The following is an 18,010-nucleotide window of genomic DNA, read 5'->3' on the forward strand; positions in this document are numbered from 1 at the left end:
TTTGCTTTCAAATTAGTATCTTTGATCCATTGGAAACATCTCAATCTGTATTATATGCTGTATATCAACTAGATGATAGAATGGTTAGAAAATAAAAAAGAAAAGTTTCCAATGTAATAAATCCCGTTTTATGACGGGATTTATTATTTCTAGAAAAGCTCTAATTGTTGGCCGGGCGTATTAGGAGGTTGTACTTTTTTCCCATAGAACAACTCAATATTCCCAAATTGTTTGTCTGTAATGCACATTATTCCTACTTGCCCGTGTTCTGGTAAAAATGATTTTACTCGTTTTATGTGTACTTCTGCATTTTCTTGGCTGGCGCAATGTCGCACATAAATAGAGAACTGAAACATGGTAAAGCCATCACGCTGCAGATTCTTACGGAAATCACTATAAGCTTTCTTTTCTTTTTTTGTTTCCGTAGGCAAATCAAATAATACCAACACCCACATAATACGATATTCGCTAAATCGATCCATTATTATTACCGTTCTGGATACACGATTCTTCGTTGCTCTCCACTGAAACATTTGTAAAGAGAGGCTGTTGTTTGAGCTACAGCGATCATTAACGGACTTCGTTTACCTCCAATCTTAACTTCTAATGTAGGAATGGAAAGAAGTGATGCTTTCCATTCTTTTGTTAATATTTCGGGTGATATGCCTCTTGTTCTTATCAAACCAAATACAAGTTCATCAACATAAGGTCTATAAGGTTCCATGATGTCATCGGCTAAACAATAAGCATTATATCGGTTATGGTGATGAATACCCAATGTGGGTAACATACCACTTGTGACTAGTCCACGTGCAACAATAGCACGAAGGATAGCATAACCATAATTTAATAAATTATTAGGAGGTATACCTTCCCGATCTCTTGTAAAACCTTCTATGTGTCCGAACAGATACTTCCAATAATAAGCAGCTGCACGTCCTTCCAAATTGTCAGGATCTCCACTACGTACATCATTGGCCCATATCCGCATACATTTTATTTCTTCGTTTTTACAAGAGCATAATACTGATGCTTGATTGTTGATTTTCGCTTGAATAGTCTGTTGCCAAAGTTGTTTCTTTAAAGGTAAGGAAGCGTCTAATTGATCTCGAAAGCGCTCATTTTGTGTCGTGTTTCCATAAAGCGGAAGCATGAGGCCTACTGGCATACTTCGTCCATCACATGTAATAACTGCGCAATTATTCTCTAGTAATGCTTCCAATACACCCTGGGTAATAGTAATTTGTTTGTTGTCAAGAACTATCACTGCAATATCTTCAATTGGTTTAGTAATTTCTGATTGTCGTTTGAAGCTTTCGGGCACAGTATCATTCTTTACTATCTCCGGTAACTTAATAACTAATTGCTGGTTACGAAGTGACAGGTAAGCAGGATTACCAAAATAAAATGTTTTCTTAATCATAGGATAAAATCTAATTAGTTAGTATACATAAACCTACTTGAATTATATTTCCTAATCTATCAACTTTAATGGGAAAACATATTTCTTTAACCATTTCACCTGTTATAGCTTTTTGATTTTTAGATTGAGGACTACCAATACCATATTCATTCTGAATGCAATTTTCACCATTACAATAGATTTCTGCAGTAGCTTTAGGTAAAGCAAAAATCAAATTGGCTGTTGAAGCTGGGATGAAATTAGCGGTAATGCCACTTGAGTCAACCATTTTGTATATTCGATCCCTATCTATCGGCATTACGACTTCCCCCTTATTAATCTCCTCCTGTGTCGGTACATATACCAGATCATTAGGAGAGAGTATATATTTAGGTAGATTACCATTCTCATCTTCAGGAGCCGAGGAAAGTCCCTGCTTTTGGCGTTCGATCACTACATTTAAGGGAATCGTGCTATAACTTCTTTTACGGATTACTTTTTTCGTATCCTTATCAATCTCTTCTGTTTCATAGATAGCAAAGAACAGGTTGGTTCCTTTTGCTGCCTCTACAAATTTAGTTCGCTTATTCCCTTTTTGTCCTACAGTAAACTTTTCAGCTTTTTCGTAGACACGCACTTTATAAATGGGCTGATGCTTTTTTCCTTTATTCAATATAAGAATATTACGGTTCATTTCATCAATACCATCTGGAGAGAATGCCAATGTGGGATCATTGTCTTTAGTTTCCAAATGTCGAAGCATAATTTGTTGGATACCTGTATCTGTAATGCTTTCCTTTATCTTCTTTTTGTCGAAACTAGTATCTATAGGCTTCCGCACCGCAAAATAGCGGTCTTTCGTCTCTTTTGTAAAGTAATAGACTTTGATTTTTGATGGATTAATATCTTGCCAAGTATCTTTATTTTCCTCGAAATAGTTCTTTATTCTTTTAGTGTCATAGCCTAACTCGAGCATAGCGAGTATTTTCTTCTTCAAGTCCATTTCTACTATTGCCTGTGGTTTCTTTAAGGCCTCATTAAGTGATACAGTTTTTATCATACGCAAATTTACTTCTCCGTGAACCGTTTCCTTATGCATTGATTTACGGATAGCCCAACTATCCCCTTTTGATTGGTTGGAGACTATCTTCTTTCCATTTTCATAATGCTGATAGTGGTTTGTTGTCTTGTTGATCACACGCAAATTTTGCTTAAAGCTAACCGTTATTTTCTGCAAAGCTGTCAATGTATCTTGAGTGAATGTTTCCCAAGGCTTGTCAATAACCCATTTGTAATTACCGTTATTATCAGTCTTGTCCTTGTGACATAATAGGGTTTGCAAATCTCGCCGTGTTATCTTTGTGTTTTTACTAGCCGACACATTATTGAGATAGTTCACGATGTTACGATTTGCGCATGCAATGATAATGGCATCCATCGCATGATGGCGGTGATCAATACGTTTTTTATTGAATCCCTTTTGTAACTCTAAGGGCATGGAGGGGATCATTGTATTATTGGTATTGATAGAAGTGAAACGGGTACTTTCAGTCAGTTCATTCAACCGAATGAAACGAGGAAGTACAATCTTATTCCAAACATCGTTGATGCCCCAATCCTTTTTTAATCGATCGGTAATACCTCCTGTACAAGGAATGACATTCTTGGAGATAGCCTCTTGCTCGTTTTCTTCACGCACTATATTAGAAAGCAGAGATTTTACTACTTTACTAATATAGCGGCTGTCGTTGAGTTGCCGTTCTATAAATTGATCTGGAATATCTTCCATGAGTAACTTTTTCATTTTACTTCTGTTATGTGAATAAGATTCATGCACAAGTTTTTCATAGGCTTCCACGGAAAGTACCTCAACAGGCTTGTTAAAAGCTAATTCCACCTTTTCTCCATGATGGTTTTTAATAAACTCATAGCCGAGGCTCCTATCCTTCAATTTATTTATCTCAGATTCACAGATCACCTTGTTGCTAAGTGAATCATCGAAATAACGTGATTGAGGAATAATATGTTCTATTTCATAAGCAGGAGTGAATAATTTACTTAATGGTATCATTTCGCCTGTATAAGGTGAACGATATTTTTGCTCCAACCATAGTTTGTAACGTAGTATTTCCGAGCGTGTTGGACGTTTTAGAGTATCTGTTTGGTTGAATTTTCCTAATATAATTCCTATATCTTCCGGTAATTCTAATATACTATTTAGTACGCCTTCTTCATAAATACGCAATAAATCCTGCTGGCTGGGGGAATATGGACGTACATTCTCTATTCCAAATTCCGGATTCAAAAATTCAGTCAATAGTGCTTTTATGCGTAAATTGGTATTCTCGTTCTTTATCATTTGTTGTGACATCCGGGCACGCTTGTCCGCCGGATTTTTCATTTCCCGTCCTAATTCAATATGTATCTCATCGATATGGCCTACTTGTTGCCAAATATCTCGTACGGTACGCAAGGTTTCCGTTATCACTTGCTCCACGATTGGGTTGCGTAACGAATGTTGTTTAAACGATTTTAAATAGAGATCGATATCCATGGGAGTCTTCCATTTAACTATATCCTTGACTTCGGAGTGACGATCGTAAACTAGATAACAAGCTAACCATAAAGGCAAAGCTCGAAAATGGGTAATATCAGTTAGGTTAATAGCTTTTTGTCTAACTCTCTCACGAATGTTCTCGTCATACTCTCCATCTATAATTTTATTAATTCGTATTCTTGTCCCATTATCTATGTTTTCGATACTCCAATATTTACCCATTCGCATCAATGGAAGCAATTTCTTTATCGCCTTAGCCGAGTAAGAGCCATATTCCTTCTTGAAAGGAGGGAAATTCTTGAATTGTTCAATAAACTCTTCGCTTAGGTTATTCTTATTGGCAAAAGAGTGTAAGGCTTTTTCTATTTCTTGTTTATCTTCTATGGAATATAATATATGCCATAATGTCTCTTCCTTTTCCTTAGAAAGAAAAGCTTTTGGGATATGCGCTTTTCCTAAACGAGTTATTATTTGTGCATGGGTTTCATTACAGGGATAAGGTTTATCTTCCACATAATTCCAACGATAGTTTGAAGTTGTTTTCTTAAAGCCGAATGGCGGGTATTTAAAAAAGGCTTTTTGATCGATTTCTTTCTTTTCATTCAGCCACTCAAATAAAGTGACATAATCAGCCTCGGTAGGGAGTAATTCTTGTGTTACGTCAACATCCGTTTCCTTCCTGTAGATACGTAGGTTTACAATAAATTGCCAAAGGCGAAATTCTTGATAGAGAGGATGAGACTTGGCTATACATTTAATGGATGCATGTTTGATTTCTCCACTCTCTTTATCAATATACCTATTTTCCTCATAGGGACAATTGTCGATCAATGATTTCTTGCTCTTCAGTGGACGTTGATAGAAAATGATATCTTCTATAAATAAATGACAGAAATCTCGTGTGGAAATACTATTCCTACGTGGTTCGTTATTGGGATAAAGCTCATTAAGGCAAGCAATATATAACTGTTTATCTCGTAATTCCTCATGAAATTCACTTTGGGTCTTTAGTATTTGATAGAGTTCGTTTTTATAGTATTTACGTTCGATAGTACGTACTAGCTTCCCACGTATTTTCTGGTCTGGTTTTTGCAGAAGTGTATCATAAATATAAGCGCCGACAGTCATCTTGATCTTGTCGATATCTGCTTCCGTCTTCTTTTTAATTAATGTCCAATCATCATCTTTTGGCGCACGGAAAGAACGCTTTATATTTCCTTCCTTATCTTTCTTAGGACTACCATCAGCCTCTAGATCAGTGGTGACTATAAATTCTTTAGTTTTACCTTCCCAATCCAATGGTATATTACTTGTGCGCCGGTAAATCATCCCATTCTCCAAATGTACGTTATACCAGGTGTCCTTGCCTTTTTTCTCTCCCGAGTCTTCGACTTTTTCTACTTTCAATGAATAATATTCTACTAGTTTATTTGGAGTTTCCTCCTCTTCACCTCGAAGTTGATAGTATCCTCGTTTCTGATTAAAGTTCAAAAGAATCCAAGCGAGTTCCTCTTTTGATATTTTTTGTGTTAAAGCTTTCTTTCTAAGGTAATAGATCGTCCAATCGTAGGGTACTTTTTTGTTGTTTGCGATAAGTTTGGGGTGATGTTCGGTGAAATCGGCCAACATCTCTTTGAACGATTCCTGAAAGATAAATTTGTAAGAACCTGTTTCGTCTTTTACCCAAGGCAATTTACATTCTATGTCATTTAAGAATTTGCCATAGCGATTGAGAGAATCAGAATAATGCTTTGGTAAAAAGCCGAGTAAATCGAGAATTCTATGCAGGCGCTCACGTCTTAATAGATGGCGTTCACGCAATCTACGTATACCACGATAGCTTGTTCGATCCGCAGTTTGTGAGATAGAATTTCCCTTATCGAAATTTCCTAAGATGGCTGCGTCCATAGGTATAATACGACTGCCACAAGCTTCTATACCATATAAGTGTTCTTTATTATATTCATCTATATAAGCATTGATTAATGCCCATCCTATACTATTTGTACCTAAATCTAATCCTACTATTTTTTTCATGACTAGTATTGTGTTAACGATTTTTTCAAAGATAAAATAAATTATCGAGAAATACTTGCTTTATAAATATATTCTTTATTTCTTTGCTATACTAATTTGAAGCAAATCACAATAAGGATTATTCCGTTGTGAAAACATTTAGGTTCTAGCCCATCGTCCTTTATCGGTGGGCTTTTTTTATGTGTAACTAGTCCTATTTTTTGATAAGAATGCCCTCGTTAGGCTACACATATAGTCATGATAGCCTACACGATTACCTTAAATTTTTAAGGAAGTGTAACTTGAAGATGAAGTATCGGGAATGGCTTGTGGGAAGAATCCGTCTCGTCTCTTCCTATCACTTGGAATCCCAGATGCTGATAGAAATGAAGTGCGGTTGTGTTTTGCTCATTTACGTCGACTTTTCGGATGGGTGTCTCTTGCAAGGCGAATTGGATAAGTCGTTTACCTAATCCTTTGCCTTGCTCTTCCGGATGTACGAAAAGCATCTCGATAAGCTCATCGCTTAAGCCCATGAAGGCGGCGATCTTTCCTCGCTCATTTCGGATGATATAAAGTTCTACCAATGGGAAATATCCGGGAACAAGTTCTTTATAAAATAAGATATCCTCTTCTTTTAGGAAATGATGGGTACTACGTACGGACGCTTCCCAAAGCAGAAGAAGCTCATTGAAGTCCTCAAAAGAGGGACGGGTTATCGCTCTCTTCATCGGGGTGTACTTCATCCCATGTGTAGTTTGTTCTTCGCAGATTGGTTCGAACCCGAATTTCCGGTAGATTGGGATTGCATAGGAAGAGGAGTTGACTGTCATTTCCGAGACTGGCTTATCTTGGATAGCGGCCTCGAATAATCGTTTGCCGATACCTTTTCCATGATACATAGGCGTGATGAAGAATAAGGAAATATGCTTTCCTTCATTTTTTGTAGCGATTAGACCTATTAATGACTCACCCTCGAATGCTCCGTAAATGGTTAGCTCATTTACCAGATCCTTATTGTAAATGAAACTCTTGAAGGTTTCCAATCCCTCTTCGTCGAAGTCATTCTTGCCACATTGGATGAACACGTCCAAAGACAAGGTTAATGCCTTATCGTATTCGTTTACCTGTAATTGTCTTATTTGCATAAATGGATTATAAGTCTTTGTTCCCAACTAATTTCTCATCCGCTACGATCTCAAAATGATGCGCATCGATGAATCGCCCGTTTTTGTAACAAGCTTTTCGGAAGATGCCAGTCTTCTTGAATCCCACTTTCTCTAATACCCGCATGGATGCCAGATTATATTCATACACCGTGGCGAATATACGAATAACCTCCGTATGCTCAAAATAATACTGGATCGCATCGGCTAACGCTTCAGAGGTAATCCCTTGGTTCCAATATCTCTCACTGATCCAATAACCAACTTCCGCATTGAAACGTTCCACATCCGTTCCTCTCACAAAACCTATATTGCCGACTGCCTCACCATGAACCACAATGCAGAAATCCGATATTTCAGCTTTTTCTCGTGCTTGGCTGATGAAGCAGCGGGCATTTTCTTTTGTATAAGGATGAGGCAATCCATCCCGACAGTTATCCCAGATCTTCTTGTTATTAAGGTGCAAGGTTAAGGATTCCGTATCTTGACCTTCCCAACTCCTGAGCGTATATAAATCTTTTGTTACTACTATCATAAACTATTGTTTTTGTTTGAAAAGGAATGATGGTCAAGATAATAGCACAAATGATCCTCTATTTGTCCAGTATGCATTAGTTCTGCTTGATGAAGCCGTCCTTCGTATACGAATCCATTCTTCTCTAATACACGTTGTGAGCGTTGATTGTGAGGATAACAATTCGCCGTGATCAAATGTAAATTCATTTGAGTGAACCCATAATTCAATACGGATTGCACTGCTTCTGTCATGAAGCCTTGTCCCCAACACTCTTCTTTTAGCCAATAACCCAGCATGCGAGCATGTGGGTTTTCTCTTTTGGGATCAGGGATGATGCCAATGGAGCCAATGACTTGTTTTGTCTCTTTTGATACGATTGCCCAAACCCCTTCTTTCCCGATAAAAATGGCATTTAGAACATCGATCGTTTCCTCGATCGTTTCGAGAGGTTTCCATCCGGCGTTATTGCCTAGGTTTGGATTCTTACAGCTCTCAAAAACATCAGGAGCATCGCTTTCGCTGAAAGGACGGAGCACAAGACGGTTGGTTTCTATGTTCGATGTTTGTGTCATATACGGATGTTTATTTAGTCGAGATAGATCATTTTCTTGGTCATCCCACCGTCAATCGTAATATTCTCGCCATTAATGAAATCGTTTTCCTCTTGACAAAGAAATAAGCACATACGGGCGATATCCTCCGGCTTTCCCACCCTTCCGGACGGATGTTGAGCATGATCCTCCGGGCGAAGCTGGTCGTATTTGTTATTCTGTATCCAACCGGGAGCGATAGAGTTTACCGTGATATGCCATTCCGAGAGCGATAAGGCCAACGCATGTGTCAAAGAATAGATACCTCCTTTAGAGGCGGCGTAACCCTCGCTACCGGGTTCACTCATCAAGTAACGGGTAGAGCAGATGTTGATAATCCTGCCGTATGGATTGGGGGTATCGAGAGATTGCCGATGGAGCGCTAATTGGCGGGAGGTGATAAACGCCGGGCGTAAGTTTATGGATAGTATCTTGTCGAAATCCTCTACGCTTGTTTCCGTGATGGGAGAGAACTGACTGACACCTGCGTTGTTGATAATGATATCAATATCTCCCCACTCCTCGATGATCTTTCGCAGGCAATCTTCTAGTGCGGTTTTATCGCTAACGTCCACGGGAAAGAATTGAGTTCCGGTTTGTAATGCGGTCTCTTTTCCTGATGCTTCGTTTTTATCACAGAACGCTACTCGATGGCCGGCTCCCCTGAACGTTCTCACGATGGCTTTTCCGATCCCCTCGGCCCCACCGGTAATGAAGACTCTTCTTGTTTTATGGAGTGTCTTCGTATTGTGACTGGTTCTTGTCCCGGAGGTTTTCCGGACTTGATATTGCTCGTATTTTTTTTCCAAATAGTTGTCTGCCATGATCCATTATTAGTTGAAAGAACAAATATAGTGTTTAACTAAATAGGTTGTGCGCTTGTTTATAAGGTAAAGATCATTTAGAATCATGAAAATAGCGATTAGCGGTGCGAGTGGATACATAGGACAGCATCTTACTCTTTTTTTCACGGAAAAGGGTGATGAGGTGGTTCCTTTAGGAAGGAACCTGTTCAAGGAGGAGAATTTCGATGAGCTATGCCATCGTGTGGAATCGTGTGATGTGGTCATTAATCTGGCGGGTGCTTCCATTAATAAGCGCTGGACAAAAGCGTATAAGCAAGAATTATATGATAGTAGAATCCGGACAACCCATCAGTTGGTAAATGCCATAAATACCCGGGATATTCTCCCAAAGTTGTTTATATCAACTTCTGCCGTAGGCTATTATCCCACATCCGGAGAATATGACGAATATAACAATCGGCAAGGTGAGGATTTCTTGGCCCGGTTATGTGGCGCATGGGAAAAGGAAGCGCGGGCGTGTTTGCCGGATGTGCGGCTTGTGATTGCCCGGTTCGGGGTCGTACTCTCGGAGGATGGCGGGGCATTGAGACAGATGCTTCATTTGCAACGTCTCTCCCGGATAGGTGTGGTGATAGGCGATGGCCAACAGAGTTTTCCGTGGATCAGCGTGCATGATTTGTGCCGCTCTTTTGATTTTATGATACAAAATAGTACGTTGAGAGGAGTGGTCAATCTTGTCTCTCCGCAATGTATTACCCAAAAGCAACTGGCATATGCGCTGGCGAGAGCAGATGGAATCCGTTGGGTTATGCCTTTGCCTACATTCATTTTCCGACTGATGTTCGGTGAAGGGGCTTCGTTTGTAACGAAGGGGCAAACAGTTCATCCCACGAAATTATTGGAGTCTGGTTTTACGTATGATTATCCGACAATAGAAAAGCTTATGAATATAACAGATCATCGTACCGTGCAGGCACTGGATGTCCGCCGGTATATGGGAAGGTGGTATGAGATCGCCCGTTACGAGAATCATTTCGAGAAAGGTATAACGGATGTTACGGCTACTTATACATTGCGATCGGATGGAAGAATCCGTGTGGAAAACGAGGGGTTTAAAGATGGAATCCATAAAAAAGCAGTAGGCCGGGCGAAACAGCCGGAACCAGAAAATAGTCCGGGTAAATTGAAAGTCGCTTTCTTTTTATGGTTCTATTCAGATTATTATATCTTCGAACTCGACGAACATTATCAATATGTTGTGGTAGGAAGCAGTTCTGACAAGTATCTCTGGATTTTGAGTCGTGAGAAATCCTTGCCGGAAGCGGTTATGGAAGATTTGCTCGGCAAGATACTGAAACGAGGATATGATATCTCTAAATTGGTTTATAACAGAATTTGATTACATAGTTTCCAAAATTAGTATTGATGGTAATCTAGGTTACTATCAATACTAATTGCGTTTTCTATAGATACTAATTGCTATTACCCTGTCATTTATTTCAATTGTTTTCCATCGGAAAAGGCATTTCCTACCTTTTCGCCCACTCTCAAATAGTCGTTGTTGAATGGATCAAAGATGATGGGAGCGGCTTTAGCTACATTCACCTTGCCGTTCTCATCAAGTACACGCTCGTCAACACTGACATTTACGATCTCGCCACGGAGTATGCAAGTATCTGGATCGTAATCTTTCAATTTACATTCGATAGCCACGGCCAATTCGTCGATCAACGGAGCATCTACGAAGTCTGATTTTGTAGCGTGAAATCCTGCTTTGGCAAACTTGTCGGTAACTTTATTGCCTGACACGATACCTACATAATCACAAGCTACGACATGATCGGCATCTGCCATGCTTACCGTGAAAGCTCTACGCTTCAGGATATTCTTAACTGTCTTGTGACCGGCGCTAAGACACATGCTGATCTCATTCATCTCACTGATACCGCCCCAAGCGGCGTTCATCGCGTCGGGAGTTCCATCTTCTCCATACGTGGCGATAATAAATACGGGTTGCGGATAGCTCAAAGGCTTCGCTCCAAAATTCTTTCTCATAATCATTTATTTTTTAGTCCAATTCTTGATATCTTCTTCTGTCGCTCCGTTCATCAACTTCCCTTTTTGCCAGTTCACATCCGGATAGGCTTTCCGCAATTCACTCTCTGCGTTCGAGATATTGCTGCTGCCTGATGTGGCGAATGGGATAACGGTTTTGCCCGAGAGATCGTATTTCTCCAAAAAGGTGTTGATGAGTCTTGGGGCTTGATTCCACCAGATGGGAAATCCTAGGTAAACGGTGTCATACTCCGCTAGGTTCTTCAAATCATCGATAATGGCCGGTCGTGATGTAGGATCGTCCATCTCTACGCTGCTGCGTGAGGATTTATCCCGCCAGTTCAGATCGGCGGAGGTATAGCTTTTCTCAGGTTGGATCTTGTGAAGATCACCACTGACAATAGACGCGACTTGTTGGGCCGCTTTTTCAGTATTTCCCGTTGCCGAGAAGTAAGCCACTAAAACTTTTGTCCCTTCGGCAGCCTTTTGCGCATAAGAGGCGATACATACCATTGAGATCATGACCATGAATAATAAGATTCGTTTCATACTTCTTGAATTTTTGTTGTTTTTATATTCATTACGAGAATGCTATGTGTTTATGGCGATAAAGATAGGAGAGAAAAATGAAACAGTTTGTACCCAAATTACTGATATATCTGATATTTTTGGCGATACGATCCTTATCTTTGTAAGGCGATTAACTAAAAGAAGAAAATATCATGCTTGCGTACACTTATATTGAACAAGGGAAATTTGAATTGCGGGAGAAACCGATACCGGAAATACAGGATTCATGGGACGCTATCGTACGTGTGACTTTGGGTAGCATTTGTTCTAGCGATCTTCATATTAAACACGGTAGCGTACCACGTGCGGTACCCGGAATAACCGTTGGGCATGAGATGGTTGGTGTGGTGGAAAAGGTGGGTGCCGATGTTACTGTAGTCAAGCCGGGTGACAGGGTGACCGTGAATGTCGAGACCTTTTGCGGAGAGTGTTTCTTCTGCCGGCGTGGATATGTCAATAATTGTACCGATCCCAATGGCGGTTGGGCGTTGGGCTGTCGTATCGATGGGGGGCAGGCGGAGTATGTCCGGGTTCCTTATGCGGATCGAGGCTTGAATCATATCCCAGATACGGTCAGTGATGAGCAGGCTTTGCTGGTCGGTGATGTGTTAGCGACAGGTTTTTGGGCCGCTCGTATCTCGGAGATCTCAGAGGAGGATACGGTTCTCATTATTGGCGCTGGTCCTACGGGGATCTGTACTTTGTTGTGCGTGTTGTTGAAGAAGCCACGACGTATTATTGTTTGCGAGAAGTCTCCGGAAAGGGCCCGGTTCGTTCGCCAGCGTTATCCGGAAGTCTTGGTGACAGATCCCGAAAACTGTAAGGAATTTGTTCTTCGTAACAGCGATCATGGCGGTGCGGATGTCGTATTGGAGGTCGCGGGGAGTGAGGATACCTTTCGCTTGGCATGGGATTGTGCCCGTCCGAACGCCATTGTCACCATCGTAGCCCTCTATGATAAACCTCAGCTTCTTCCTTTGCCAGACATGTATGGCAAGAACTTGACTTTCAAGACTGGTGGGGTGGATGGCTGCGATTGCGCCGAGATTCTTAACCTAATAGAAGAAGGTAAGATAGACACGACGCCTCTTATTACCCATAAGTTTCCATTGAACGAGATTGAGGAGGCTTACCGTATCTTCGAAAACAGGTTGGATGGGGTTATAAAGGTGGCGATTGAGGGGAATCTCATCAAACCTGTCTTTGTTTTGCCGCATACACCTTGATTCTCTCCTCGCAACATTGTCGCGTGATATCCCGGAGCCGTTCTACTTTGGGTATAAGCGCCTCGATATCTTCTTTAGTGACGCGGAAGTGTAAATTATAACGAGCTTGAACGTATGCGTCCTGCAGCAAATCGAAAAGTCGTTTTTCTTCTTCCGTATCCCGGGGAAAGGCTTCGGATGACTCTAGGGAATGCGTTTTGGCTCTGCCGGATAACGTTATTAGGCTATGCTCTTTGGGACTATACAATGTAAAAGTCAAGATTATGCTGTTGTAATAATTCTCACAAGCTTGATGCAAATGAAAAGAACATATTTTATATCTCTCGTCGTTTTTGTCATACATTGCATTTCGTAAAAAATCATTCGCACGTTCAAACCTGTCGTTGTAATACTCCTCCGCCAACTCTTTTATCTCCCGATAGTTCAGTTTACGACGGCGGGCCAACTTATAACGGCCGCTGTTGTAAAGCATGATACCTTCTCGCTTGATATCGGTATAGAAATATCGGTTTTTATCGATGGCTTTATTCAAGTCGTCGATGCTTTCGTCTATAAATTGTACGGTGGTGGATGCGTATCTGTTCTTCCCTTTGTAGTAATTATCGGTGGCCTTGCTCAAGATGTGATTGATAATATATCTTTGGAAACGGGTACTGGTAACTACCAAAATATCATAATCGCTCATAAAACAGGTGCGGATACCGTATTCGATGCGTTGGTCGTAGTCAACGTATGTATTCCGGGCATAACTTCCGTAGAGAATGATCATCTCACAATCGGGAAGTACTTCCAGTACGCACTCTACAATTCTTCTGAGGTCATCCCGTTTCTGTTCGGGAAGGTAATTGATGGATGTTTTCATTCTTCGTTTATCTATGCAAATTGTTTGTAATCACTTTTTACTTTCAATGAACATTGTTCTGTCCCGATAGCCTTTACGATAGCTAAAAGCGGTGCGCTGAACTGTTCGGTTAGCTTGTTCGGTACTTGTTCGGTCGACTTGTTCGGTTGGCTGTTGTGGGGTATTGATGATGAATGTTACCCTCACTACCACGGATGTATGATTCGAAATCTATGTCCATATGTATCCAATCATGATTATAAATAGGCAATAAAGATATAAAATATCCTGCTATGTGATAGTGAAAAGATGAAGAAGTTGTATTGGCTCGGTCTTTTACGTATTATGAGTTTCCTGTAACATTGAATTTATAAAAATATCTACAATATCTACCACTCTATTGTGTACTCTCTGTAAATAAGAATATTACCTATAGGTTGTAGATCTCCAAACATCTACAATTATTATTCAATATCTACCACTTATTATTGATTTTCATGTGTTTTTCTTTGCGGGTAAAGAGAAAAAGTGTTATATTTGAAGAATACTGAAAATCTAAAAGATATGATAGAAAAACTCGATTACGCTATGGTGCCGACAGGCTTTGTACATTGTTTTAATGAAAATTGTAAGAACGCCAACCGCTGCTTGCGGCATCAAATTGTCCGTTTTATCCCCGATACGCTTTGGGCGGTGAGCATCGTGAATCCCGCACGTACCAGTCCTACCGGAAAGTGTGCGGCTTTCATGGCGGATACTCCCGTGCAATACGCTGTCGGCATGGATCACCTATTAGACCAGATACCTTATCTGGAGGCGAAACGCATCAAGCAACGTCTGTTGATGACATACGGTAAGAATAAGTTTTATCAGTTTAAGCGCAAGGAAAGAACCTTCTCGCCCGAAGACCAACAGTATATCCGTCAGGTCTTTCGGGCGTACGGAGTAGAGGATGAACCAGTCTTTGATGCTTGGCAGAGTGGCTACCGATGGACGAAGGGATAAGAGCTGATAAGAGTTTCCCTTAGGAGAACAAATAGTTTCTCTTAGGGAAAACAAAAGTTTCTCCTAGAGGAAACAAAAGTTTCTTTAGGAAGAAACAAAAGTTTTATTAGGGGAAAACTTTTGTTTTTCTATAGGAAAAACTGTAAGCATAAGTTATTCAACTTCTTAAATAATATATTAGACATGAAAATAACCAAGCAAACAGCCTATCGACATACCGTCGCGCAACGGGCGATGCGTATGGAGGAGATCGTGGCATGGGTAAAGGATGAGCGGACGAGGGATAAGCTTGCGCTCTTTCGAGAGAAATTAAGGCGGGCTTATCCCGACAAACGGTATCCGTTTACCCGGAAATTACCTCAGTTGCTCTTTGCCGGAACTTTTCGAAAAGGCGAGTTGAAGGAGTATAATGGCTGGATTTTGCTGGAGATCAATCGATTGAAGAGCATAGAAGAGGCTTTGTCCTTGAAACAAAAAATAGTGGAATATCCGCAGACACTGTTCGCTATGATCGGCTCTAGCGGACGGAGCGTGAAGTTCGTGGTGGCTTATACCTATCCCGACGGGTCGCTTCCCCGTTCGCGTACGGATGCCGAGGTTTTTCATGCGCACGCTTACCGACATGCGCTCAAGACGTATGAGCCTCGCCTTTCTTATCCCATCGAGCTGAAACGTCCGGTGCTGGAGATGGGCTGCCGCCTCAGTTATGATGCCGATGTGTATTACAATCCGGACGCTCTTTCCATTCATCTGGAGCAGCCTGTGGCTATGCCCGACGAAAGCGCCTACCAGGAACGGTTCGAAAAACGGGTGCCGGTACCGGTAGAGAGTGCCGGGCAGACGCTTTATGACCAATACCGTTACGTTGCCATCCAATATGAATTCGCTTTGCAGCGGGCTTTGGAGGAACATGGAAGTTTGAGCATAAAGGTGGATTTCAAACCTTTGTTGGTCACTCTTGGAAGACTTTGTTTCGCGGCTGGGGTAGAAGAGGAGGATTGTGTGAAGTGGACGATGCTTTATTTGGGGAATCTGATCTCGGAAGTGGAGATCCGGGAGACCTCGAGGCAGTCTTACCGCTTAGCCTCCGATTCTGATTTTGGCAGTACGTCCCTTTACAAGCCGGAGCAGCTACAGAGCTTGAAAATGGAGGAGTTTATGAACCGTCGTTACGATTTCCGGTACAATCTGATGTCCGGCGGACCGGAATATCGGGAGAAAAACACCTTCTGTTTCGACTATCGCCCCGTGACGGATCGTGTGTTGAACAGTATCGCCTTGAATGCCCAGAAAGAAGGATTGCAGCTATGGGACAGGGATGTACGGCGTTTTGTCTTTTCAGATCGCATCCCGGACTATGCGCCTATCGAGGACTATTTGACCCGCTTGCCCGTGTGGGATGGCAAGGATCGTATCCGTCCGCTGGCCGCACGCATCCCTTGCGACAACGTACGGTGGGAACAGTTGTTTTACACTTGGTTCCTGTCGATGGTAGCGCACTGGCAGGGACGTGACAAACAGCATGGCAACAGCCTTTCCCCGCTCTTGGTGGGCGGGCAGGGATGCGGGAAGTCCACGTTCTGCTTCAACCTGTTGCCACCGGACTTGAATACGTATTACACGGACAGCATCGATTTCAGCAAGAAGCGGGATGCCGAGCTGTATCTTACTCGTTTCGGATTGATCAATATTGATGAGTTCGACCAAGTGAGCGCGAGGCATCAAGGCTTCTTGAAGCATCTGTTGCAGAAGCCGGTCGTAAATGTGCGCAAGCCTCATGCTACGCAGGTGGAATCGGTGAAACGTTACGCTTCCTTTATCGCTACGAGCAACCATACGGATTTGCTGGGCGATCCTTCCGGCAGCCGCCGTTTCATTTGTATCGAGGTGAAAGGGATGATAGACAATGCCCAGCCTATCGATTATCTCCAGCTCTATGCGCAAGCGGTTGCCGCCTTGAATAATAACGAGCGTTATTGGCTGACGCATGAGGAAGAGGTCTCGCAGATGCAAGCGAACGAGGCGTTTCAACAACGTCCTTTGTTCGAGGATCTGTTTTTTCAATATTATCGTCCCGCTTCGCATAAGGAGGAAGGTTTGAAGATCTCTGCCGGAGAGATCTACCTATCGCTGCAAAAAAAGAGCGGCGTAAAACTTCCGATGAGCAATGTCTCCGTCTTTGGTCGCTTCTTGAAAAAGATAGGGCTTAAGACGCAGTTAGCGAGTAGGGGACGGTTGTATTTAGTGGTCGAAAAGTAGTAAATGGTGGTAGATGTAAGTTGTTGGTGGTAGATGTTTTATTATCTACCACCATTAGATAAGTGATTTATAGCTAGGGACTTTTAAGGGTAATGGTAGATGTGGTAGATGATTTCGTATTATTTAAATTCATACACATCTTATGGGATACATCCCCGGCTTTCAGCTATAAACCGCGATAATAATTTATCCCACTTCTGGATCTTCCCAAACACCTGTTTTGTTCATTCGATAGCTTCTCTCTATCTTTTGGGAAGAGTCTGCCTCCAGCGCATAGAGTATTTCACGACAGAACTCCAGAGTTGCAAATCCGTTGGCGGTAATAATGTTTCCGGCTCTGACAGCCGGTTCATCCATATAAAGATTTTCACCTGTATAATTAACCCCAGCGAATTGTTTGAGGTAATCCAATCCATTGCTGGTATGATTTACATGGTTCAAGAAACCGTGTATACCAAGAAAAACGGAGGCGTTACAAATACCGGCCACCAGCCTCTTCTTCTCGATGGCCTCTTTTACCAGAGGAACAATGGCTTCGGCTTCCGGGGTGAACCAGCTCATGCCACCTATTAATACGATTCCTGCATAATCGGCCGGAATGTCATGGATCCCATAGTCGGGCAGCACCTTGAACCCTCCGATCGATACAACCGGCTCTTTCCTGACAGATACGGTTTTAACTATATATTTGCTTTCACTTCCGGGCTCAACACCTAAATTGAGGTTGGGAGCGATATAAGCCCCTTCCCAATCGGCAAAGTCTTTTAACAAGACGAATAGAATTTCTTTTTTCATTATTTATTGTATTTATCGAAGTTATACTTCTTTCTAATCTCGTTTTGCTCGTCAGGCGAAAGAGATTTGCGATCGATACTTATTTATCCTTTACGATCTCATGGAGTATAGCCACCTTTTCTTGCTCGGCCTTTAACAATCGCTCGTAAAGCTCAACTATTTTATCAACGGGATTGAATGTCAGATGGAGAGACTATAATTCTCT

Annotated in this window: 15 protein-coding genes and 2 pseudogenes; 4 read left to right on the forward strand and 13 right to left on the reverse strand. The window is 41.6% G+C overall.

Going from position 1 to position 18,010, the window contains the following annotated elements; translation table 11 throughout:
- Positions 1–149: 149 nt before the first annotated feature.
- From cas2 to DWX33_RS03300, 8 genes and pseudogenes are all read right to left on the reverse strand, one after another.
- Positions 150–482 carry a CRISPR-associated endonuclease Cas2 gene (cas2, locus tag DWX33_RS03270; protein ID WP_122379839.1) on the reverse strand — a complete coding sequence of 111 codons (333 nt, stop codon included), beginning with the start codon at positions 480–482 and terminating at the stop codon, positions 150–152.
- 5 nt (positions 483–487) lie between these two features.
- The gene (gene cas1, locus DWX33_RS03275; RefSeq protein WP_122379840.1) at positions 488–1,423 is read right to left on the reverse strand and encodes a type II CRISPR-associated endonuclease Cas1; all 936 of its coding nucleotides are present in this window, start codon (positions 1,421–1,423) and stop codon (positions 488–490) included.
- A 10-nt stretch (positions 1,424–1,433) separates the two neighbouring features.
- Positions 1,434–5,996, reverse strand: coding sequence for a type II CRISPR RNA-guided endonuclease Cas9 (gene cas9 / locus DWX33_RS03280; RefSeq protein WP_122379841.1), 4,563 nt, complete (start codon positions 5,994–5,996; stop codon positions 1,434–1,436).
- 266 nt (positions 5,997–6,262) lie between these two features.
- Positions 6,263–6,706, reverse strand: a complete 444-nt coding sequence (locus DWX33_RS23125) for a GNAT family N-acetyltransferase (protein ID WP_370450811.1) — start codon at positions 6,704–6,706, stop codon at positions 6,263–6,265.
- Positions 6,686–7,123 (reverse strand): annotated as a pseudogene (locus tag DWX33_RS23130) (GNAT family N-acetyltransferase); the annotation flags it as partial. The pseudogene DWX33_RS23130 and the gene DWX33_RS23125, both read right to left, overlap by 21 nt.
- 7 nt (positions 7,124–7,130) lie before the next feature.
- Complete coding sequence (locus DWX33_RS03290) at positions 7,131–7,676, reverse strand: GNAT family N-acetyltransferase (RefSeq protein WP_122379843.1); 546 nt, start codon at positions 7,674–7,676, stop codon at positions 7,131–7,133.
- A complete protein-coding gene (locus DWX33_RS03295; RefSeq protein WP_122379844.1) occupies positions 7,673–8,230 on the reverse strand; it encodes a GNAT family N-acetyltransferase in 558 nt (185 codons plus the stop codon). The genes DWX33_RS03290 and DWX33_RS03295 overlap by 4 nt, the downstream gene beginning before the upstream one ends.
- A gap of 14 nt (positions 8,231–8,244) precedes the next feature.
- Positions 8,245–9,072 (reverse strand): SDR family NAD(P)-dependent oxidoreductase, encoded by an 828-nt coding sequence (locus tag DWX33_RS03300; RefSeq protein WP_122379845.1) that lies wholly within the window; start codon positions 9,070–9,072, stop codon positions 8,245–8,247.
- Between the two features lie 85 nt (positions 9,073–9,157).
- Here DWX33_RS03300 and DWX33_RS03305 point away from each other — a divergent pair, with 85 nt between their 5' ends.
- Positions 9,158–10,453, forward strand: coding sequence for a TIGR01777 family oxidoreductase (locus DWX33_RS03305; protein ID WP_122379846.1), 1,296 nt, complete (start codon positions 9,158–9,160; stop codon positions 10,451–10,453).
- Positions 10,454–10,548: 95 nt separating this feature from the next.
- Here the strand turns inward: DWX33_RS03305 and DWX33_RS03310 are convergent, their stop codons facing one another.
- Positions 10,549–11,109, reverse strand: coding sequence for a flavin reductase family protein (locus tag DWX33_RS03310; protein ID WP_005854312.1), 561 nt, complete (start codon positions 11,107–11,109; stop codon positions 10,549–10,551).
- Positions 11,110–11,115: 6 nt separating this feature from the next.
- Complete coding sequence (locus tag DWX33_RS03315) at positions 11,116–11,658, reverse strand: flavodoxin (RefSeq protein WP_122379847.1); 543 nt, start codon at positions 11,656–11,658, stop codon at positions 11,116–11,118.
- Between the two features lie 173 nt (positions 11,659–11,831).
- On the opposite strand from DWX33_RS03315, the gene DWX33_RS03325 reads away from it, so the two are divergent.
- Positions 11,832–12,905: an alcohol dehydrogenase gene (locus DWX33_RS03325; protein ID WP_122379848.1), complete on the forward strand. Its 1,074-nt coding sequence runs from the start codon at positions 11,832–11,834 to the stop codon at positions 12,903–12,905.
- Here DWX33_RS03325 and DWX33_RS03330 read toward each other — a convergent pair.
- A complete protein-coding gene (locus tag DWX33_RS03330) occupies positions 12,871–13,767 on the reverse strand; it encodes a HEPN domain-containing protein (protein ID WP_005864283.1) in 897 nt (298 codons plus the stop codon). The two genes, DWX33_RS03325 and DWX33_RS03330, sit on opposite strands and share 35 nt — an antisense overlap.
- 543 nt (positions 13,768–14,310) lie before the next feature.
- Between DWX33_RS03330 and DWX33_RS03340 the strand changes: the two genes are divergently transcribed.
- Both DWX33_RS03340 and DWX33_RS03345 read left to right on the forward strand, forming a co-directional pair.
- Positions 14,311–14,751, forward strand: coding sequence for a DUF6078 family protein (locus DWX33_RS03340; protein WP_008773634.1), 441 nt, complete (start codon positions 14,311–14,313; stop codon positions 14,749–14,751).
- A 183-nt stretch (positions 14,752–14,934) separates the two neighbouring features.
- On the forward strand, positions 14,935–17,010 hold the full coding sequence (locus DWX33_RS03345; protein ID WP_122379849.1) for a BT4734/BF3469 family protein: 2,076 nt from the start codon (positions 14,935–14,937) through the stop codon (positions 17,008–17,010).
- A 186-nt stretch (positions 17,011–17,196) separates the two neighbouring features.
- Here DWX33_RS03345 and DWX33_RS03350 read toward each other — a convergent pair whose 3' ends face one another.
- Together DWX33_RS03350 and DWX33_RS22710 are read right to left on the reverse strand one after the other, a co-directional pair.
- Entirely contained in the window at positions 17,197–17,805 is a 609-nt protein-coding gene (locus DWX33_RS03350) for a type 1 glutamine amidotransferase family protein (protein ID WP_005864290.1), read from the reverse strand.
- Positions 17,806–17,884: 79 nt separating this feature from the next.
- A pseudogene (locus tag DWX33_RS22710) lies at positions 17,885–17,986 on the reverse strand (XRE family transcriptional regulator); the annotation flags it as partial.
- Positions 17,987–18,010: the final 24 nt, after the last annotated feature.

Origin of the sequence: Parabacteroides sp. AF19-14 (genome assembly GCF_003635485.1) — a bacterium.
Classification (GTDB): domain Bacteria; phylum Bacteroidota; class Bacteroidia; order Bacteroidales; family Tannerellaceae; genus Parabacteroides; species Parabacteroides distasonis.